The organism is Duganella levis, from assembly GCF_009857605.1.
Classification (GTDB): domain Bacteria; phylum Pseudomonadota; class Gammaproteobacteria; order Burkholderiales; family Burkholderiaceae_D; genus Rugamonas; species Rugamonas levis.
The window spans coordinates 70,217-89,834 of record NZ_WWCT01000018.1 but is presented as its reverse complement, the minus strand read 5'-3'; the positions used below and the strand labels follow the sequence as shown (position 1 = coordinate 89,834).

Below are 19,618 nucleotides of genomic sequence, written 5' to 3'. Positions count from 1 at the left end.
GATTAAGGGATGAATAACGCAGCGCATCATAGGTGGCAAGTGTGACCGGATCATGACGCTGACATTGCGTTACACTGCTGGCTGGAAATAAGGAGATTGAGGAGAAGCAATGCGCATGCGCAGAATTTTGTTGGCGGCCGTGCCACTGGTGTTGGCAGCCTGTTCAATCGACCAGTCGCGGCTCGGTCATTTCGTTACCCAAACCGTGCAGCCCGGCATGCCGATGGAGCAGGCGCTGGTGCGCATGCAGGCCGAAGGCTTCTACTGTAACGCCGGCAGCGGCGCCGACGCCGTGATCAGCTGCACCCGCACCTACGAGCGGCTGGTGCAGAAAAATTGCCTGGAACGCGTCGACCTGGTGCGCAGCGCCTCGTCCGCCAAAACCGTGGGCGCCATCGATGTGCTGGAAGTGAAGTGCCCTAAATGATCAAGCGTCCCCGTTTTTTGCCAGACAACTTCACGCTGGCCATGATCGCGACCGTGATCGCCGCCAGTTTCTTCCCCTGCCATGGACAGGGTGAAGTCATCTTCAATAACATCACTCACATCGCGGTGTCGCTGCTGTTCTTCCTGCACGGCGCCAAGCTGTCGCGCGAGGCGGTGGTGGCCGGCATTACGCACTGGCGCTTGCATCTGCTGGTGATGCTGTGCACCTTCGCGCTGTTCCCCTTGCTGGGGCTGCTGCTGAAACCGGTGCTGACGCCGCTGGTGACGCCGGACCTGTACCTCGGCATCCTGTTCCTGTGCATGCTGCCATCGACGGTGCAATCGTCGATCGCCTTCACGGCGGCGGCGCGCGGCAATGTGCCGGCGGCGATTTGCAGCGCGTCGGCGTCGAACCTGTTCGGGATTTTCCTGACGCCGGTGCTGGTCGGCTTGCTGACCTCGGCGCAGATGGCGGGCGGTTCGCCGCTGGACTCGGCCTTGCAGATCGCCTTGCAGCTGTTGCTGCCATTCATTGCCGGCCAAATCGCGCGGCGCTGGATCGGCGGCTGGGTTGAGCGCAACAAGGCGCTGACGCGGCTGGTGGATCAGGGTTCGATTCTGCTGGTGGTGTACACGGCGTTCAGCGAAGCGGTCGGGCAGGGCTTGTGGCACGACGTGTCGTGGGCCACGCTGGCCGGGCTGATGGTGGTGAATGCGTTGCTGCTGGGATTGGTGATGTTCATCAGCGCGCAGGCAGCGCGGCGGCTGGGTTTCAATCGCGAGGACCGGATTGCGATTGTGTTCTGCGGTTCTAAAAAGAGCTTGGCCAGCGGCGTGCCGATGGCCAAGGTTCTGTTCGCAGGCGGCGCGCTGGGCGCCGTGGTGTTGCCGCTGATGCTGTTCCACCAGTTGCAGCTGATGGTGTGCGCTGTGCTGGCACAGCGCTACGCCAAGGAAGTCGATTAGTGCTTGACTTCGCCGGCCGGTAACAAGGCTTCGACCGGGTCGTTGCTGACAAACAGCTGCGCGCAATCGACCTTGTCGTACTCGTAGTGCTGGCCGCAGAAATCGCAGTTGACGCCGACATGGCCCAGCTCGGCGATCACGCTTTCCACTTCCTCGCGGCCCAGCATCTTCAGCATATTGCCGACCTTTTCACGGGTGCAGCTGCAATGGAACTGCGGATGCTGCGGATCGAACACGCGGATGGTCTCTTCCCAGAACAGGCGCTGCATCAGCACCTCGATGCCGGTGTCCAGCAGCTCTTGCTCTTTCAGCGTGGAACCCAGCATGACCGCGCGGTTCCAGGTTTCCAGCGCATCTTCTTCGCTGACCGGCGTGGCTTCCGCCTTGCCGCCGTGATGCGGCAGCTTTTGCAGCAGCAGGCCGCGCGAGACATTATCGTCCGCCGCCAGCCACAGCTTGGTATCCAGCTGTTCGGAACGCAGCATATAGTTTTCAATCACGGTCGCCACGTCGTCGCCATCCAGCGGCACCACGCCCTGGTAAGGCTGCTGGCCCGGCATCTTGTCGAGCGGATCGAGCGTGATGATGAAGCGGCCGTTGCCATGCGGGTTCAGCAGCGTGGTCAGGTTGGCGTCGTCGGCGATCGCCAGGTCCGGGTTCAGCTTGGCAGTGGCGCGCAGGCGCAGCTCGGCATCGCATTCGACCACCAGCAGGCGCACCGGACCGTCACCATGAATCTGCATGATGATCGAACCGTTGAACTTCAGGTTGGCCGACAGCAGCGCCGCCGCCGCCGTCATCTGGCCCAGCAGCTTCTTGACCGCGACCGGGTATTCGTGACGCGACAGCACTTCGCGCCATGTGGCGGAAATGTCGATCAGCTCGCCGCGTACGGCAGCGTTATCGAAGATGAATTTTTGCAGGGTGTCCTGGCCAGTGATGGTAATGCTCATTATTTATCCGATCTTTTTGAGTTGCGTCTTGAACAGTTGACCGCGTTTTACATAGCTGTCGGCGCTGCCTTGCAGGGCGGCGACTTCTTCCGGCGATAGCTGGCGCGCCACCTTGGCCGGCGCGCCGATGATCAGCGAATAGTCGGGGAAGGTCTTGCCTTCCGTGACCAATGCGCCGGCGCCCACCAGGCAGCCCTTGCCGATTACCGCGCCATTCAGGATCACGGCCTGGATGCCGACCAGCGAACCGTCGCCAATGGTGCAGCCGTGCAGCATGGCCTGGTGGCCGATGGTCACGTTGCGGCCCACACTCAGCGGGTAGCCCATGTCGGTGTGCATCACCGTGCCTTCCTGGACGTTGCTGTTTTCACCGATGGTGATACGCTCGTTGTCGCCACGCAGCGTCGCACCGAACCACACCGAAGTGTTGTCGTGCAGGCTGACCTTGCCAATCACAGTGGCAGAATCGGCAACAAATGACGATGCAGCTATCTCGGGCGTGTGATCGCCCAGTTGATATATAGACATTGGAACCTGGTTGAGTGCGGTGGGATGGCGCTATTTTACGCTTGCGCAGGTAGCGAACGGTCGTGCTATTATTTTGCTTTGCGGCAGTAAGCATCCGATATGGCGCTGCCGTCCCTAATTTCAAGGTCCACGCAATGAGCATGCACACTCCATCCCGTTCCGAATTCCTGACCATCCGCGGCCTGCGCTGCCACGTGCGCCACTGGGGCAGGGAAGGCGCACCCAAGCTGTTCATGATGCATGGCTGGATGGATGTGGGCGCCTCGTTCCAGTTCGTCGTGGACGAGCTGAAGGGCGACTGGCACGTGATCGCGCCGGACTGGCGCGGCTTCGGCCTGTCGCAGCGCAACGGCCTGGACACCTACTGGTTCCCCGACTACCTGGCCGACCTGGACGCCATCCTGCGCCACTATTCGCCGGACCAGGCGGTTTACCTGCTGGGCCACAGCATGGGCGGCAATATCGTCGGCCTGTATGCGGGCGCGCGGCCGGAGCGCATCCGCAAGCTGATCAACCTGGAAGGCGCGGGCCTGCGCAGCGCCAAGCCGGAGCAAACACCGGGCCGCTACGCCAAGTGGATGGACAGCCTGCTAGAGCAGCCGGAGATGCGCACCTATCCCAATCAGGCCGCCGTCGCCGCGCGCCTGCAAAAGACCAACCCGCGCCTGAGCGACGAGCGCGCCTCCTTCCTGGCGCAGCACTGGTCAGCGCAGAACGATGCCGGCGAATGGGAAATTCTCGGCGACCCGGTGCACAAGCAGGCCGGTCCGCTGCCATATCATGTGGATGACGTCATGGCGTGCTGGCAGGCAATCAGCGCGCCGGTGCTGTGGGTGGAAGCCGACCAGACCAATATGTGGGACTGGATGGGCGCCAAGCCGGCCGGACGCGTGGAACTGGAACGCCGCCTGGCCTATCTGCGCGACGTTACCAGCAAGATGGTCTACGATGCGGGTCATATGCTGCACCATGATCAGCCTCAAGCGCTAGCGGAAATGATAGAGGAATTCCTCGCCGGCTAACGTTGTACAATGCCTGTTATGAAAGTTGATCTGCATTGTCATTCCAACGTCTCCGATGGCGTTCTGGCTCCGGCTGCCGTGGCGGAAACCGCGCGCAAGGCCGGCGTCGACGTCTGGGCGCTGACCGACCACGATGAGGTGAGCGGCATTCCAGCTGCGCGCGCCGCTGCGACCGCGCAGGGCATGCGCTTTGTCACCGGCGTGGAAATCTCCATTACCTGGGCCAACGAGACGGTGCACATCGTCGGCCTGCAAATCGATGAAAAGAACCAGGCGCTGGTGGATGGTCTGGCCTGCACCCGTTCCGGCCGCGACAACCGTGGCCGCGAGATCGCCAAGCAACTGGAACTGATCGGCATCGAAGGCGCTTACGAAGGCGCGCTGAAATACGTCGGCAATCCGGACCTGATGTCGCGCACCCACTTTGCGCGCTATCTGGTCGAGATCGGCGCCTGCGCCAACACGGGCGAGGTATTCAAAAAGTATCTGTCCGAAGGCAAGCCGGGCTACGTGCCGCATTGCTGGGCGTCGCTGAAGCAGTCGGTCGACTGGATTCGCGGCGCCGGCGGCATCGCCGTGATCGCCCATCCGGGCCGCTACCGCTTCACGCAGCTGGCGCAGGACCAGTTGTTCGAGGAATTCAAGCAATTGGGCGGCGCCGCCATCGAGGTGGTGACCGGCAGCCATACGCCGGACCAGTATCCGGAATATGCGCAATTAGCAAACTATTACGGCTTCCTGGCCTCGCGCGGCACCGATTTCCACGCGCCGGGCGAATCCCGCGTCGATTTTGCCGCCTTGCCGCCGCTGCCCGCCAACGTCACGCCGGTCTGGCACGACTGGTTCTAACCCGCGCGGTGAAATCGCTGCAAGATTACCGGTGGCATCTGGCCGCCGGGCTCTTGATTTTGCGCCCGCCCGGTCTTACCTTATTATTTCGGCAAACTGTCCGTACCGGAGATTCTTGATATGAAACGCATTGTCCTGTTTATCGCTACCAACCTCGCTGTGATGGTGGTGTTGTCCATCGTCCTGTCGCTGCTGGGCATTGGCCGTCCGGGCTCGGGCAGCACGCTGCAACTGGGCAGCCTGCTGGCGTTTTCGCTGGTGGTCGGCTTTACCGGCGCCATCTTTTCGCTGCTGATCTCCAAGCCGATGGCCAAATGGTCGACCGGTGCGCGCGTGATCGAGAATCCGTCCAACTCCACCGAACTGTGGCTGGTGAATACCGTCAAGGCGCTGTCCGAGCGCGCCGGCATCGGCATGCCGCAAGTCGCCGTGTACCAGGGCGAGCCGAACGCTTTCGCCACCGGCGCCTTCAAGAATTCGGCGCTGGTCGCCGTCTCCACCGGCCTGCTGGAAAGCATGAACCGCGACGAAGTCGAAGCCGTGCTGGGCCACGAGGTGGCGCACATCGCCAACGGCGACATGGTGACCATGACCCTGATCCAGGGCGTGACCAATACCTTCGTCGTGTTCCTGGCCCGTATCGTCGGTTTCTTTGTCGACAACATGCTGAACAAGAACGAAGAGCGCCGTGGCCCGGGCATTGGCTACATGATCACCGTGTTCGTCTGCGAAATCGTGTTCGGCCTGCTGGCTTCGCTGATCGTGGCCTGGTTCTCGCGCCAACGCGAATTCCGCGCCGATGCCGGTTCGGCCAAGCTGCTGGGTAGCACCGTGCCGATGCAGCACGCGCTGGCGCGCCTGAACGGCATCGAGCCGGGCGCGCTGCCGCAGTCGTTCGCGGCCTCGGGCATCACCGGTGGCGGTGGCTGGGGCGCGCTGTTCTCGACCCATCCACCTTTCGAGCAGCGTATCGCCGCGCTGCGTGCAGTACAATAAGGCATGAGCCAATTTTTCCAGGTCCATCCCGTCAATCCGCAAGCCCGCCTGATCAAGCAGGCGGCGCAGATCATCCATGACGGCGGCATCGTCGCCGTGCCGACGGACTCCAGCTATGCGCTGGTCTGCCATCTGGACGACAAGGGCGCCGTCGAGCGCCTGCGCCGCATCCGTGGCATTGACGAAAAGCACCATCTGACCCTGCTGTGCCGCGATTTGAGCGAGCTGGGCGTCTACGCCCGCGTCGACAACCGCCAGTTCCGCCTGCTGAAGGCGGCGACGCCGGGGCCGTTCACCTTCATTCTTGAGGCCACCAAGGTGGTGCCGCGCCGTCTTAGCCATCCTTCGCGCAAGACCATCGGCCTGCGGGTGCCGGAAGATAACATCGTCAACGCGCTGCTGGCCGAGCTCGACCAGCCGCTGCTGGGCAGCACCCTGATCATGCCGGGCGAGACCGAGGCGCTGAACGACGCCGACGTCATCTGCGACCGGCTCGGCAAGCAGCTGGAGCTGATCATCGACGGCGGCGCCTGCTGCATGGAGCCGACCACCGTTATCGACCTGACCGGACCCGAAGCCGTGCTGGTGCGCCAGGGCCGGGGCGACGCCAGCGCATTCGGACTCTGATTCCATATTAGGCGAGGGCGCCGGCCTTTGACGGCGCCGCAAGTAGGCAATCCAGCCTCTGGTAGAATCCCGCTCCATGAACGACATCGATAGTATTGTCCAGGCCATCGCGGTGGCCTTGATCCCCATCCTTTTTGCCATCTCGCTGCATGAAGCCGCTCACGGCTTCGTCGCCCGCTATTTCGGCGATCCGACCGCCGCCAACGAGGGCCGGCTGACCGCCAACCCGCTCAAGCACATCGACCCGTTCGGCACCGTGCTGCTGCCGCTGATGCTGGCGCTGGCAACGCTGCCGCCGCTGGGCTATGCCAAGCCGGTGCCGGTGGATTACGGCCGCCTGCGCAATCCGAAGAAACAGATGGCGTTCGTCGCCGCCGCCGGCCCCGCCGCCAACTTCGCCATGGGCTTCGGCTGGATGGTGCTGTGGGTGGTGCTGGTGCAGGGACTGAGTTTCGACATGCACGATTTCTTCGTGCAGATGGCGCGCATGGGCGTGCTGGTGAATTGCTCGATGTGCGTATTCAATCTGATTCCGCTGCCGCCGCTGGATGGTGGCCGCATCGTCACCGGGCTGCTGCCGATGGCGATTGCGCGCCAGTACGCGAAGATTGAGCGCTACAGCCTGATCGTGTTCATCGGCCTGATTGCGATGGTCTACTACGGCATGCTGAGCGGCTACATGAACGGCGGCATCTCGATCATGCAATATATCTACGGTATTCTGGTCAAACCCCTCCTTATCCTGTTGAGTTGACTATGTATCCCGATCGCGTTGTCTCCGGCATGCGTCCTACCGGCGCCATGCATCTGGGTCACTACCACGGCGCCCTGAAGAACTGGATCAGGATGCAGACCGAGCTGCCGTGCCTGTTCTTCGTGGCCGACTGGCACGCGCTGACCACGCACTATGACGACCCCACCGTCATCGAGCGCAGCACCTGGGACATGCTGGTCGACTGGCTGGCGGCCGGCGTCGATCCGTCGCAATCGACGCTGTTCATCCAGTCGCGCGTGCCCGAGCACGCCGAACTGCATCTGCTGCTGTCGATGGCCACGCCGCTGGGCTGGCTGGAGCGGGTGCCGACCTACAAGGATCAGATCGAGAATCTGGCCACCAAAGACCTCGCAACCTACGGCTTCCTCGGCTATCCGCTGCTACAGGCAGCAGACGTGCTGATCTACCGCGCCAGCCAGGTGCCGGTCGATGAAGACCAGGTGCCGCACATTGAAATGATGCGCGAGATTGCGCGCCGTTTTAATCACTTGTACGGCAAAGAAAAAGGTTTCGAGGAGAAGGCGCAGGATGCCGTCAAAAAGCTGGGCAGCAAACGCGCCAAGCTGTATAACGAGCTGCGCACCGAATACCAGCAGGACGGCAAGGACGAGGCGCTGGAACAGGCCAAGGCCATGCTGGACGACGCCCAGAGCCTGTCGATGGGCGACCGCGAACGCCTGTTCGGCTACCTGGAAGGCAGCCGCAAGCTGATCCTGGTCGAGCCGCAGGCCCGCCTGACCGAAGCGGCCCGGTTGCCGGGGCTGGATGGGCGCAAGATGTCCAAGAGCTACGGCAACGCCATCGCGCTGCGCGAGGACAAGGAATCGGTCAGCAAGAAAATCAAGACCATGCCAACCGACCCGGCGCGCGTGCGCCGCACCGACGCCGGCGATCCCGAGCGTTGCCCGGTGTGGCAGTTCCACCAGGTGTATTCCGACAGCGCCACCAAGGAGTGGGTGGTCAAGGGCTGCAAGTCGGCCGGCATCGGCTGTATTGAGTGCAAACAGCCGGTAATCGACGCCATCATCAAGGAACAGGAGCCGATGCACGAGCGCGCCCAGCCCTATCTGGACGACCCGTCGCTGGTGCGCGCCATCGTTGCCGACGGCAATGACGTGGCCCGCAAAATGGCGCAGGAAACCATGCGCGATGTGCGCGAGGCCATGGGCCTGGTCTATACGTAAAAGCAGGTAAATCAAATGAGCGATCATATCTCTCCCTGGGTGCAGCGTTATGCGCCCCTGGTCCCCGGCGGCGCCGTGCTGGACCTGGCATGCGGCAGCGGCCGCCACTCGCGGCATATGGCGGCGCTGGGCCACGAAGTGGTGGCGGTTGACCGCGACCCGGCGGCGCTGGCTGCTGCCTGTGGCCCCGGCATTACTACCAGCGCCATCGACCTGGAGGAAGAGGGCGCCGTCTGGCCTTTCGGTCCGCAACGTTTTGCCGGCATCGTGGTTACAAACTACCTGCATCGGCCGCTAATTGCCGACATGCTGAGCAGTCTGGCGCAAAATGGCGTGCTGATCTATGAAACCTTCGCCGACGGCAATGCGCAGTTCGGCAAACCGTCGAATCCGGCGTTTTTATTGCAGCCGGGCGAACTGCTGGCGCTGGCTGCCGAGCACGGTTTGCGGGTGGTGGCGTTCGAAGACGGCGTCATCGACAGCCCAAAAGCTGCCATGGTGCAACGACTATGCGCCGTGAAGCCTGAATTTCCCCGAGAGGCGGCGCTATTACCGCCATTTTGAGCGTTGATTTGTCCCGCCGAATGCACCACAGGCCCGACCTATCGACTACAATCGTTGTTTTAATACTTTTAGCAGTGGTTTCCTATGATTAAGGGCAGCATCGTAGCAATCGTCACCCCGATGCACGCAGACGGCAGTCTGGACTTTGAGGGTTTGAACAAGCTGATCGACTGGCACATCGCCGAAGGTACGGACAGCATCGTCATCGCCGGCACCACCGGTGAATCGGCTACCGTCAGCGTGGAAGAGCATTGCGCGCTGATCAAGGCGACGGTTGCCCACGCCAAGGGCCGCATCCCGATCATCGCCGGCGCCGGCGCCAACTCGACCGCCGAGGCGATTAAGCTGACCCGTTACGCCAAGGAAGCCGGTGCCGACGCCACGCTGCAAGTGGTGCCGTACTACAACCGTCCTACCCAGGAAGGCATGTACCAGCACTTCAAGGCCATCGCCGAAGCGGTGGACCTGCCGGTGATCCTGTACAACGTGCCAGGCCGCACCGTGGCCGACATGAGCAACGAAACCATCCTGCGCCTGGCCGCCATCCCGAACATCGTCGGCGTGAAAGACGCGACCGGCAATATCGGCCGCGGCTACGACCTGCTGCGCCTGGCGCCGAAATCGTTCGCTGTCTACTCGGGCGACGATCCGACCGCCATGGCCCTGATGCTTGCCGGTGGCGCCGGCAATATCTCGGTGACCGCCAACGTGGCGCCGCGCGCGATGGCCGATATGTGCCGCGCCGCCATCGCCGGCGACGTCGCCAAGGCGCTGGAGCTGAACAATAAAGTCTTCCCGCTGCACCAGAAACTGTTCATTGAGCCGAATCCGGTGCCAGTGAAATGGGCGCTGGCCGAAATGGGCAAGATGCCTGCCGGTATCCGCCTGCCGCTGGTACCGCTGGCGGACGGTTATCATGAGTCCGTTCGCGACGCCCTGCGCGAAGCCGGCATCCTGTAAAACCCGTAGCAACGAGCAACGAGCCCCGACCTGGTCGGATCATATTTTGCTGCACTTCAGCTTCTTAAAACAGTAACGACATGACTATTCGCAAGACAGCTTTTATTTCCTCGCAGCGCGCGCTGGTAGTGGGCGCCGTGGTAGCCACCGTGACCAGCCTGAGCGGCTGCGGCATGATCAGCTCGGTGGTGGGCAACGACAAGGTGGACTACAAGTCCGCCAAGAAAGCCAGTACGCTGGACGTGCCGCCGGATCTGACCCAGTTGCAAAAAGATAACCGCTATTCGCTGCCGGATTCGAGCAATGGCGTGGCCACCGCTTCCGGCTACAACGCCTCGAAAGCGGCGCAATCGGGCGCCCTGAACCAGACCGCCATCATCGTGCCAGGCCAGCCGGCCGCCGGCACCGTGGCGCAGACCAGCCTGAGCGACATCAAGGTTGAGCGCGACGGCAACCAGCGTTGGCTGATCATCAAGCAGACGCCGGAGCAACTGTGGCCGCAACTGAAACAGTTCTGGGAAGATTCGGGCTTCACCCTGTCGGAAGAGCTGCCAGCTTCCGGCATCATGGAAACCGAATGGAACGAAAACCGCGCCAAGATCCCGCAAGATTTCATCCGCAATACCATCGGCAAGGTGTTTGACTCGGTGTATTCGAGCGGCGAGCGCGACAAGTTCCGCACCCGCATCGAGCGCCGCGCCGACGGTTCCAGCGAGATCTACATCAGCCATCGCGGCGTGCAGGAAGTCGCCACCGGTTCCGACAAGGAAACCACCAAGTGGATGCCGCGTCCGAACGATCCTGGCCTGGAAGCCGAATTCCTGGCGCGCATGATGAACAAACTGGGCAACGGCGGCGAACAGCTGGCGTCGGCCAAGACGGCAGTGGAGGGCGCGATTGTGCAGCCTCAGCACGCCTCCCTGGTGGGCGCAGGCGCCGACCGTGCCGTGCAGGTGGACGAGGGCTTCGACCGCGCCTGGCGCCGCGTAGGCCTGGCGCTGGACCGCGCTGGCTTCACCGTGGAAGACCGCGACCGTACCCAAGGTGTTTACTTCGTGCGTTATATCAACGACGCGACCGAAACCAAAGGTTTCTTCAGCAAGCTGTTTAGCTGGGGTTCGTCGGATGAGGCGGATAAAGAAGCGCAACGCTACCGTATTTCGGTCAAGGCTAACGAAGGCAATACCAGCATCGTTAAGGTGCTGAACAATTCGGGCCAGCCGGAAACCAGTGCGGTCGGCGAAAAGATCGTGACGCTGCTGCACGAACAGTTGAAGTAATAAAAACAGCCGGCGCAAGCCGGCTTTTTTTATACCCGGGTTTTATTTATAAAACTCGGGACGAAAAAAAAACCGGCCGAAGCCGGTTTTTTTCTCAAGCTGATATTACTTCGAAGCAGCTGGAGCAGCAGCGGCTGGAGCAGCAGCAGCGTCCGAAGCTGCAGGAGCAGCAGCGGCTGGAGCAGCAGCGTCAGCTGGAGCTGGTGCTGGAGCTGGTGCTGGAGCAGCAGCTTCTGGAGCAGCTACTGGAGCTGGTGCAGCTGGAGCTGGTTCTTCTTTTTTCGAGCAAGCAGCCAGAGCAACAGCCAGCAGGGAGGCGATCAGCAGGGATTTTTTCATGGATTTTCCTTAGTTAATTCAAAAATTAAACACAGTGTTGCGATTAATAATTACCGGTAATTATCGCTCAATTAGGTCGTCTTCGAAGGCTTTCGTACCTAAAAGGTGCCTACTAGACAACGGAAACTTCCTAGCCGAATATTATAGCGATTTTTAGTGCATCGCAATAGTTCTATAGACCTAACGCATAACTATTTTGCGATATCGCAACATTTCGTTTTGGACCTGATTGCTGCCAAGTCCTGCTAACTACCGTGTTGGCGGTATTTTACTCCTAAGTCGCTCATAATCCAGTGAAGTTTGCGACCAAACCGGGGCTAGATTCTATCCAAATTGTAAGGAAACGTTCCAGGCTGTTTTGCAGGTCTTGCGGCCCGTTAAATACGGCTTCCCCGCGGAAATGATCGGCATGAAAACGCCGCACCATATCACGCTGATCGGCAATGCAGAACGAGTCGGTTAATTGGCGTAATTGTTGGCTGGTACGGCGCAATTCGATCAGGTGACCATAATCCTTCAGCAGGCGCAGGAAACGCGGCGCTTCGCGTTCGATCAGGCGGCCGTCGTGCGCCACCAGCTGCAATTTGCCGCCGGCGTGCAGGAAGCGGCGCAGCTCGGTCTCGGTGGCGCTGCTGCCCAGTTGCCAGATGCTGTAATCCGGATCGAACATCTGCAGCGTGTGCTGGGCGCCAGACAGGCAAGTGGCCAGGTGCTGCTGAAATTCCGCCCGCGTGGTGAAGGGAATGACTTGTCTGTCCATCTTGCCGTCTCCGCAATTAGCCTAACTCGACCCAGCCGTCCTGGTACCAGGTGTACAGCGCTTCCAGCACGTCGTCCGAGGCGGCGGCGAATTCCGCGCCTTCCAGCCGGCGGTTGTTGGCCAGCAGTTCCAGCGTGGCCTTGTCCTGCTTGCCCACGCCGAACGATTCGCCGTTGATGAAGACGTTCTTGCCGCGATACAGCATCTGCGTCTTGCGCGACAGGACCAGGCCTTTCTTGGCCACCGCGTCGCCGAACTTGCCGACCGTGAGCGGCTTGGCCGGGCCGGTGAAGAACACATTGTGCTTCGGCTCGGACATATACTCGCCGAAGAAGATGGTGATGTCTTCCTCGGTGAAGCGGACCTTGTTCAGTTCTTCGGTCAGCGCGGTCAGCATGTGGCGCGGGATCTCGGCCGGCTTGCTGGTGGCTTCCAGCTCCGGGTCGGCGTAGCGGCCCGGCAGGTCGATCGAATCGGCCATGAATTGCAGGAAGTTCTCGCCCAGCTCCTGGTACGACGGCGAACGGAAGCCGATCGAATAGGTCTGGCAGTCGCCGATGGCGATACCGTCGTGCGCGTAGTGCGGCGGCAGGTACAGCATGTCGCCCGGATTCAGGACGAATTCTTCGTTCGGCGTGAAGTTGGCGAGGATTTTCAGCGGCAGGCCGTCGATCAGCGACAGGTCTTTCTGCGGACCGATACTCCAGCGGCGCTGGCCCTGCGCTTGCAGCAGGAAGACGTCGTAGGAGTCGAAGTGCGGGCCGACGCCGCCGCCGTCGGTGGCAAAGCTGACCATCAGGTCATCGAGGCGGGCGTCCGGCAGGAAGCGGAACTGGCGCAGCAGTTCGTCTGCTTTGGCGTCGAACAGGTTGACGCCCTGGACCAGCATGGTCCATTCGCGCTTGTCGCGCGCAGGCAGGGTTTCCAGCGGGCCGTGCTGCATGGCCCATTCGCCGTCGAAGCCGGTGACCAGGCGCGATTCGGCGTGGTTGGTGGACGCCAGTTTGGTCAGGGCGTCAAAGCTCAGCAGCGGCTTGAAGCCAGGGATAGCGTTGCGGATCAGCAGTGGCTTTTTATGCCAGTAGTCGCGCAGGAATTGGGCTGGCGTGATGTCGCCGAGGAGAGGTAATTTTTTCATACCGCGATTATAAACCCCCAACCGACAGAGGGGCTGACCCCGCATGGGGTCAGACCCCGCCACTGAGCGTTGTGCGGGGTACTGCTAGCGCGTGTGTAACCACCTTGCGTGAGCGGCGCGGGCCAAAAAGTCCAAGCTGTACCCCAAGATGCCGATCAATACAATCGCCGCCATCAATTCGTTATACGCCAGCCGGTCGCGCGCATCCAGGATGAAGTAGCCCAGTCCCGCCGACACGCCCAGCATCTCCGCCGGCACCAGCACAATCCAGATGATGCCGATCGCCAGCCGCACGCCGGTCAGGATGTCGGCCGTAATCCCCGGCAGCACCACCTTGAACACCGTTTCGCTGCGCGTGGCCGACAAACTGCGCGCCAGCAGCAGCCAGTTGGGATCGAGCCGCGCCACGCCGCTGGCGGTGTTCAGCAAAATCGGCCACACCGCCGCAAACGCCAGCAGGAAGTACACCGGCGCGTCGCCCACGCCCAAGGTCATCACCGCCAGCGGCATCCACGACAGCGGCGACACCATGCGCAGCAGCTGAAACAGCGGCATGGTGGCCGCTGCGAAGCGCTTCGAACTACCCACCAGGACACCCAGCGGCACGCCGATCAGCACCGCCGCCAGCAAGCCATACCCGACGCGGCGCAGACTCAAACCGATGTCGTGCCAGATATCCGGCCCTTGCAGCATCTGCGCCAATGCCAGTGCGGCCTGCTGCGGCGCGAAGGCGGCGGCGATCGGCGTGTCCTTCTCCAGCGCCGTCACGCCGGCCTGCCACAGCACCAGCGCCACCGCAAAGCCCAGCAGCGGCAGGCCCAATCGTTTCAGCAACATCAGATGGCCAGCGTTTCAGTGCGCATCAGGTTGGCCGGCAGGCCAAAGGCTTGCGGGCCGCCGACGGCGGTAATCGCCTTGCGCACGAAGCGGTCGTCCACCAGATCCTTGGCGACAAAGGCGGGATCGAGTTTTTGCAGGAAGCCGGTGTCGCCTTCCAGACGGACCTTCTGCAAGGCGCGCACCATCTGCTCGGTGTAAGAGGCGAATGGGAACGGCTGGAAGTCGATGCGACGCTGGTTCCAGTCCTTGTGCACGATGATGCCGCTCTTTTCGTAGTCGGCGTAATCGGTCACGGTCAGCACCTTGGACAACACTTGCAGCGCGTGCGGCGTGTATTTGTGGCTGTCGCTGTTGGACAGCAGGCGCGCGGTATCGAGCTGGTTGGAACGGGTCCACAGCTGCGCCTTGACGATGGCGTTGGTGACGCGCTGCGCCCATTCCGGACGGGTAGTGATGTCGCGCTCCGACAGGAAGGTGACGCAGCAGGCGTGGTTCTTCCACACGTCGCCGGAGAAGCGCAGCACTTTGCCGCCGCCGGTGGTTTCGGCCAGCGCGTTGAACGGCTCGGCGACAATGAAGCCGGCGATCGCTTTGCTGGCCAGCGCCGACACCATCTCGGCCGGCGCCAGCACGATCAGGTTGACTTCCTTCGGTCCGATGCTACCGTCGCGGCCCTTGCTCACCACCGACAGGCCGTTCTTGGCCAGGATCTCCTGCAGCAGCACGTTGTGGATCGAGTACCAGAATGGAATCGCCACCGTCTTGCCACCGAGGTCGGTGACTTTGTTGATGTCCTTGGCCACCGTCAGCGCCGAGCCGTTGATGTGGTTCCAGGCCACCACCTTGGCCGGGAACTTGGCGCCGTAGCGCACCGACATGGTGGCCGGCGACAGCAGGTGAATCACGTTGACCTGGCCGGAGACGAAGGCCTCGATAATCTGTGCCCAGCTGCGGAACAGGCGTGGCGTTTCAGCTTGCAGGCCTTCGGCTTCAAACAGCTTGCGGCCATGCGCTACCAGCAGCGGCGTGGCGTCAGTGATCGGCAGGTAGCCGATCTTGACCGGCTGGTCGTCGCCTTTCGGGCCTTGCTGGGCCATGGCGTCGCCGGCGAACAGCAGCGGCGCGGCGACGCTGGCGGTGCCCAGTGCGGACACGCGCAGGAAGTCGCGGCGGGTCATGCCGCAGTCGCAGTCGGAGGATACGCAGATGTGAGGGGACTGGGTCATAGTGTGCTTTCTGTCGTAGTGGATGCGGTGGTGCGTTGGCCTTGCAGCGCGGCCAGGATGTCGAGTCGCAGCGCGGCGACGGCGGCGCCGTCGGCAAAGCGCGGGCGGGGCAGGTCGACCTGCCATTCGCGGACGATGGCGCCGGGACGGCCGCCCATCAGCACGATGCGGTCGGCGACCAGGATGGCTTCGTCGATGTCGTGGGTGACCAGCAGCACGGCGGTATGCCAGCGGTGGACCACGTCCACCAGCAGGGTTTGCATTTCGGCGCGGGTGATGGCGTCCAGCGCGGAGAAGGGTTCGTCGGCGAACAGCAGTTCCGGCTGACGCGCCAGTGCGCGGGCGAGGGCAACGCGTTGCGCCATGCCGCCGGAGAGGGCGGCTGGATAGCGTTTCTCGCTGCCGGACAGGCCGACGGCGTCAATTGCATCCTGCACGCGCTTTGTGTGCTCCGTGCGGGCGATCTTTGGCTGGCGCGAGAAGTCCAGGCCGAAGCCGACGTTGGACGTGACGTTCAGCCAGGGCAGCAGGCTGGCTTGCTGGAATACCAGCGCGCTGCGCGGACTTGGTTCGGTTAGAGCGTCGCCTAGGAACTGCACGCTGCCGGTGCTGGGCGGCTGCAAACCGGCCAGCACGCGCAGCAGCGTGGACTTGCCGCAGCCGCTGCCGCCCAGTAGTGCGACAATTTCGCGCGGCCGTACGCCGAGCGAGATGTCTTTAAACGTAGGCTTGCCACCAGCGTAGGCAAACGTCAGACCGTCAGCGCGCAGCGCCCAGCCGGTTGTTGCCGCGTCGCGTGTCGCATGCCCGCCGTCGCTTGCCTCGCCGCTCGGTGCCGCGTCGCTCGTCACTTGCCCGCCGTCGCTGCTCATTGCGTCGCCGCCGCGTGCTTGGCCAGCGCTGCTTGCAGTTGCGTGATGCTCGGCGTGATCACCGGGATGAACGCCGATTCGCGCCAACGGCGTGCAAAGCCGTCTTCCTCCTGCACCAGATAAGCGTGACCGCCTTTGGCTTGCAGCTCCAGCGTGACCGCCTGCTGCACCAGCTCCGCCAGCGCGATGCGCAGCTTGAACATCGACGGCGCAGCTGTGACGAAGCGGCCATCGGCCACGCCGTCCAGCAGTTGCGCCGTCAGCGCTTTTAATGCCTGCTGCGCGGCAGCGATCTGCTCACCAAGCTGACCGCGCGCGGCTGCCGCCACCTGCGACGCCTTGTCCAGCGACGCTGCGGCGAGGCCGATCGACATCCCGCACTGCATGCCGAGGAACGCCGGCCGCACGCGCGCCAGCCACTCCGGCGCCTGCTCTGCGATGACGTAGTCGGCCGGTGCCGCCACATTCTCCAGCCGTACCGCAGCCGTGTGACTGCCGCGCATGGCGATCAGTTGTAGGTTGTCGCTGCGCTGCACGCCATCGTCGCCGCTGGCGAACATCGCCACCAGCGGCGTTGAACCATCCACCGGTGCCACGGCAGCCGCCGCAACAAAACGCTGCGGCCGCAGATTGGTAATCCATGCCAGCTTGCCATTTAACCGCCAGCCATCGCCATCGGCCGTTCCCTGTACCGACAAAGGCTCCATGCCAGACAAGAATTTCATCGCATTGGACAAGCCGGTGGCGCCGGCCAGCGAACCGTCCAGCAATGACGGCAGCAAGCGGTCGCGCAGCGCCGTGTTGGAGCTTTGCAGCAGATACTCGATAAAGCTGCGCTGGCCCCAGTACACGAAGGCCGCCGTCACCGAATAGCGCGCCACATCGGCGATGCCGAGGATGGCGTCGCGCACATCGCCATATTCACCGGGCTCACCGCCAAGCGCTAGCGGCACGCCGGCACGGAAGCTGCCATGCGCGGCCAGCGCCGGCATCACTTCATCGCTGAGCGATTCCGATTGATCGAGCGTGTCGGCGTTCTGCGCCAGCCAATCGTGCAGGGTCGCCATGCTTAGACCGCGCCTGGCAGGTAAGGCTGCAACTGCGGATTGACCGGCGTGCCGGCCAGGCTGTTGGCGAAGTTGCACAGCGTCGCGAGACTGATGCCCAGTACCACTTCCAGCGCCTGCTGCTGGTTGTAGCCGGCGGCCAGGAAGGCTTGCAGGTCTGCGTCGTCAACGGCGCCACGGCGCGCGATGACGGCGGTCGCAAACGCAGCGACGGCATCCAGCTTGGCGTCGCCGGTCGGCGCGCCTTCATGCAGCGCGCGCACTGCTTCGGCGGATTGGCCGGCTTTCTTGAGCCAGATCGCGGTATGGCCGGCGACGCAGAAGTCGCAGCCGTGAATACGGGCGGCGGTGATCTGCACCACTTCGCGTTCGGCCAGCGACAGGCTGGCGCGCGCGTTGATGCCGGAGACGGTCAGGTAGGTCTCTAGCGCCACCGGCGCGTTGGCCAGCACGCCGATCAGGTTAGGCAGGTAGCCGTTGTTGGCGATGGCCTTTTCGACGAAGGGACGGCTGTCTTCAGGCGCGGTGTCGAGGGTGTGCAGGGTTAGACGGGACATGGTGGGCTTTCATAGACGGTGACGGTATATTATCAGCGTGGCTGCGATTTTCCACCATGCCCGAAAGTCGCGCTTTTGTGTTCAAACGTCTTTTTATGCGGCGGCGCGCAGTTGGCGGCGGTAAGCGCCGGGTTGTTCGCCGACGATGCGTTTGAAGGCGCGCGTGAATGCGGCATGCGACTGGTAGCCCACATGGCTGGCCGCCTGCTCGACCGAGTCGCCGGCGTTCAGCCGCTGCGTGGCCAGCCGCATGCGCAAGTGCAGCAGGAACTGCGCCGGCGTCACGCCGCCAGCGCCGGTGAAGTGCTTGCAGAAGGCCGCCCGCGACATATGCGCGGCCGCCGCCATACGCGCAATCGACCACTCTTCGCCGGGGCTTTGCAGCATCTGGTCCAGCAGCGCCATGAACTCGCCGCGCTGCGCCAACGCCAGCAGACCGGCGCCCAGGGCCTCGCGCTGGCTGGCGTGACGGATCAGATAGAAGAACAGCAGCTCCACCAGCCGCGCAATCAGCGGCGAGGGCTTGTCAGGATCGCCGCCGGTTTCGGCCAGGATCATGTCGAACAGCGCTGCGTTGTGGCCTAGCGCGGCGTCGCCGCTGCGGCAGACCAGGTAATCGGGGAAGGACGCCACCACCAGCGGGCTCAAAGCGCCGCTGAAGCGGAAGAAACCGCACGCCAGGCCGGCGCTATCCGGTTCCGCCGCTCCGCCCAGCGGCCGCATGGCGGGGCGCTTTAGCGGGATGGCCGGATCGGCCGAAGGGCTGAGGAAGTGCGGCACGTCGCTCATCAGGAACACGCCATCGCGCGCGTGCAGGTGCAGCAGCGGCTGGCCGTCGATGTGCAGATAGCAGTCGCCCTCCAGCACCAGATGGAAGCTGGCCAGCGCCTTGCCGGCCGTGGAGGCGCGCCATGGCCCGCAATAGCGGCCCACGTGCAGCGCGGCGGCGTCCAGCTCGATGCTGTTCAACAGCCATTGGGCGAGTTTGTCGGAGGTGGCGGCTTGCATGGCCATGATTGTAAAACGTGTGGCGTGCTGCGGCCAGAACGGATTCGGCATATCCTTATGCGGCCAGCGTGGCAAAGCGGCCCCGCGCCGATCCAAGGTATAATCCGGGGCTAATTACAGAAAGGATGCATAACATGAAGATTGCCAAGAATACAGTCGTGACTGTGAACTATAAACTGTCCGATGCCCAGGACAATCTGATCGAAGACGGCCGTCAGCCTATGGTTTACCTGCACGGTGGCTACGAGAACACCCTGCCGAAAATCGAAGAAGAACTGGATGGCAAGGAAGTCGGCTACTCGTCGATTATCCAGATCGAACCGGAAGATGCGTTCGGCGATTACGACGCAGCGCTGGTAAAGGTCGAGGCGCGTAACCGCCTGCCGGAGCCGCTGGAAGTGGGTATGCAGTTTGAAGGCATGCCAGACGGCGACAGCGACGATGAGGCCATGATCTTCACCGTGACCGATATCGCTGACGACAAAGTGGTCCTGGACGGCAATCACCCGCTGGCCGGTATGGCGCTGCGCTTCTCGCTGAACGTCGCTGACGTGCGCGAAGCCACCGACGAAGAAATCGCCCACGGTCACGTGCACGGCGCTCACGGCCACCACCACGGTGACGAGGACGACGAAGGCGAAGACGGCGACCACGTCGCCATCCACCCGATTCACTAATCGG

At 62.7% G+C, this 19,618-nt stretch carries 23 protein-coding genes; 12 read left to right on the top strand and 11 right to left on the bottom strand.

What is annotated here, in order from left to right; genetic code table 11:
• Positions 1–115 precede the first annotated feature (115 nt).
• Together GTP69_RS20615 and GTP69_RS20610 are read left to right on the top strand one after the other, a co-directional pair.
• Positions 116–427 carry a hypothetical protein gene (locus GTP69_RS20615; RefSeq protein ID WP_161056603.1) on the top strand — a complete coding sequence of 104 codons (312 nt, stop codon included), beginning with the start codon at positions 116–118 and terminating at the stop codon, positions 425–427.
• Complete coding sequence (locus tag GTP69_RS20610; protein ID WP_161056671.1) at positions 427–1,392, top strand: bile acid:sodium symporter family protein; 966 nt, start codon at positions 427–429, stop codon at positions 1,390–1,392. The genes GTP69_RS20615 and GTP69_RS20610 overlap by 1 nt, the downstream gene beginning before the upstream one ends.
• Here GTP69_RS20610 and hslO read toward each other — a convergent pair.
• Both hslO and GTP69_RS20600 read right to left on the bottom strand, forming a co-directional pair.
• The gene (gene hslO / locus GTP69_RS20605) at positions 1,389–2,345 is read right to left on the bottom strand and encodes an Hsp33 family molecular chaperone HslO (protein WP_161056602.1); all 957 of its coding nucleotides are present in this window, start codon (positions 2,343–2,345) and stop codon (positions 1,389–1,391) included. The genes GTP69_RS20610 and hslO overlap by 4 nt on opposite strands.
• Before the next feature lie 3 nt (positions 2,346–2,348).
• On the bottom strand, positions 2,349–2,873 hold the full coding sequence (locus GTP69_RS20600) for a gamma carbonic anhydrase family protein (RefSeq protein WP_161056601.1): 525 nt from the start codon (positions 2,871–2,873) through the stop codon (positions 2,349–2,351).
• A 140-nt stretch (positions 2,874–3,013) separates the two neighbouring features.
• On the opposite strand from GTP69_RS20600, the gene GTP69_RS20595 reads away from it, so the two are divergent.
• From GTP69_RS20595 to bamC, 9 genes are all read left to right on the top strand, one after another.
• A complete protein-coding gene (locus tag GTP69_RS20595) occupies positions 3,014–3,895 on the top strand; it encodes an alpha/beta fold hydrolase (RefSeq protein ID WP_371868044.1) in 882 nt (293 codons plus the stop codon).
• A gap of 9 nt (positions 3,896–3,904) precedes the next feature.
• Positions 3,905–4,744, top strand: coding sequence for a 3',5'-nucleoside bisphosphate phosphatase (locus GTP69_RS20590; RefSeq protein WP_161056599.1), 840 nt, complete (start codon positions 3,905–3,907; stop codon positions 4,742–4,744).
• A gap of 120 nt (positions 4,745–4,864) precedes the next feature.
• Positions 4,865–5,740 (top strand): protease HtpX, encoded by an 876-nt coding sequence (htpX, locus tag GTP69_RS20585; RefSeq protein ID WP_161056598.1) that lies wholly within the window; start codon positions 4,865–4,867, stop codon positions 5,738–5,740.
• A gap of 3 nt (positions 5,741–5,743) precedes the next feature.
• Positions 5,744–6,367 (top strand): L-threonylcarbamoyladenylate synthase, encoded by a 624-nt coding sequence (locus GTP69_RS20580; protein WP_110844612.1) that lies wholly within the window; start codon positions 5,744–5,746, stop codon positions 6,365–6,367.
• Positions 6,368–6,443: 76 nt separating this feature from the next.
• Positions 6,444–7,121 carry a site-2 protease family protein gene (locus tag GTP69_RS20575; protein ID WP_161056597.1) on the top strand — a complete coding sequence of 226 codons (678 nt, stop codon included), beginning with the start codon at positions 6,444–6,446 and terminating at the stop codon, positions 7,119–7,121.
• Between the two features lie 2 nt (positions 7,122–7,123).
• Positions 7,124–8,326 carry a tryptophan--tRNA ligase gene (locus tag GTP69_RS20570; protein ID WP_161056596.1) on the top strand — a complete coding sequence of 401 codons (1,203 nt, stop codon included), beginning with the start codon at positions 7,124–7,126 and terminating at the stop codon, positions 8,324–8,326.
• 15 nt (positions 8,327–8,341) lie between these two features.
• The gene (locus GTP69_RS20565; protein ID WP_161056595.1) at positions 8,342–8,890 is read left to right on the top strand and encodes a class I SAM-dependent methyltransferase; all 549 of its coding nucleotides are present in this window, start codon (positions 8,342–8,344) and stop codon (positions 8,888–8,890) included.
• 84 nt (positions 8,891–8,974) lie between these two features.
• Complete coding sequence (gene dapA, locus GTP69_RS20560; RefSeq protein WP_161056594.1) at positions 8,975–9,850, top strand: 4-hydroxy-tetrahydrodipicolinate synthase; 876 nt, start codon at positions 8,975–8,977, stop codon at positions 9,848–9,850.
• Positions 9,851–9,930: 80 nt separating this feature from the next.
• The gene (gene bamC / locus GTP69_RS20555; RefSeq protein WP_202424509.1) at positions 9,931–11,130 is read left to right on the top strand and encodes an NlpB/DapX family lipoprotein; all 1,200 of its coding nucleotides are present in this window, start codon (positions 9,931–9,933) and stop codon (positions 11,128–11,130) included.
• A 105-nt stretch (positions 11,131–11,235) separates the two neighbouring features.
• Here the strand turns inward: bamC and GTP69_RS31865 are convergent, their stop codons facing one another.
• The 9 genes from GTP69_RS31865 to GTP69_RS20510 form a co-directional block, all read right to left on the bottom strand.
• Positions 11,236–11,469 carry a hypothetical protein gene (locus tag GTP69_RS31865; protein WP_161056593.1) on the bottom strand — a complete coding sequence of 78 codons (234 nt, stop codon included), beginning with the start codon at positions 11,467–11,469 and terminating at the stop codon, positions 11,236–11,238.
• Between the two features lie 283 nt (positions 11,470–11,752).
• Complete coding sequence (locus GTP69_RS20545) at positions 11,753–12,229, bottom strand: DUF7931 domain-containing protein (protein ID WP_161056592.1); 477 nt, start codon at positions 12,227–12,229, stop codon at positions 11,753–11,755.
• Positions 12,230–12,245: 16 nt separating this feature from the next.
• Positions 12,246–13,367 carry a cupin domain-containing protein gene (locus tag GTP69_RS20540; protein WP_110844605.1) on the bottom strand — a complete coding sequence of 374 codons (1,122 nt, stop codon included), beginning with the start codon at positions 13,365–13,367 and terminating at the stop codon, positions 12,246–12,248.
• Positions 13,368–13,451: 84 nt separating this feature from the next.
• On the bottom strand, positions 13,452–14,204 hold the full coding sequence (locus GTP69_RS20535; RefSeq protein WP_202424507.1) for an ABC transporter permease: 753 nt from the start codon (positions 14,202–14,204) through the stop codon (positions 13,452–13,454).
• Positions 14,204–15,433, bottom strand: a complete 1,230-nt coding sequence (locus tag GTP69_RS20530; protein ID WP_161056591.1) for an ABC transporter substrate-binding protein — start codon at positions 15,431–15,433, stop codon at positions 14,204–14,206. The genes GTP69_RS20535 and GTP69_RS20530 overlap by 1 nt, the downstream gene beginning before the upstream one ends.
• Positions 15,430–16,305, bottom strand: a complete 876-nt coding sequence (locus tag GTP69_RS20525) for an ABC transporter ATP-binding protein (protein ID WP_161056590.1) — start codon at positions 16,303–16,305, stop codon at positions 15,430–15,432. The genes GTP69_RS20530 and GTP69_RS20525 overlap by 4 nt, the downstream gene beginning before the upstream one ends.
• A complete protein-coding gene (locus GTP69_RS20520; protein ID WP_161056589.1) occupies positions 16,302–17,372 on the bottom strand; it encodes an acyl-CoA dehydrogenase family protein in 1,071 nt (356 codons plus the stop codon). The genes GTP69_RS20525 and GTP69_RS20520 overlap by 4 nt, the downstream gene beginning before the upstream one ends.
• Before the next feature lie 2 nt (positions 17,373–17,374).
• Positions 17,375–17,929 carry a carboxymuconolactone decarboxylase family protein gene (locus GTP69_RS20515; protein ID WP_110844601.1) on the bottom strand — a complete coding sequence of 185 codons (555 nt, stop codon included), beginning with the start codon at positions 17,927–17,929 and terminating at the stop codon, positions 17,375–17,377.
• A gap of 93 nt (positions 17,930–18,022) precedes the next feature.
• Positions 18,023–18,988, bottom strand: a complete 966-nt coding sequence (locus tag GTP69_RS20510) for an AraC family transcriptional regulator (RefSeq protein ID WP_229261065.1) — start codon at positions 18,986–18,988, stop codon at positions 18,023–18,025.
• An 83-nt stretch (positions 18,989–19,071) separates the two neighbouring features.
• Here GTP69_RS20510 and GTP69_RS20505 point away from each other — a divergent pair, with 83 nt between their 5' ends.
• Positions 19,072–19,614 carry an FKBP-type peptidyl-prolyl cis-trans isomerase gene (locus tag GTP69_RS20505; RefSeq protein ID WP_161056588.1) on the top strand — a complete coding sequence of 181 codons (543 nt, stop codon included), beginning with the start codon at positions 19,072–19,074 and terminating at the stop codon, positions 19,612–19,614.
• The last annotated feature ends 4 nt before the right edge of the window (positions 19,615–19,618 follow it).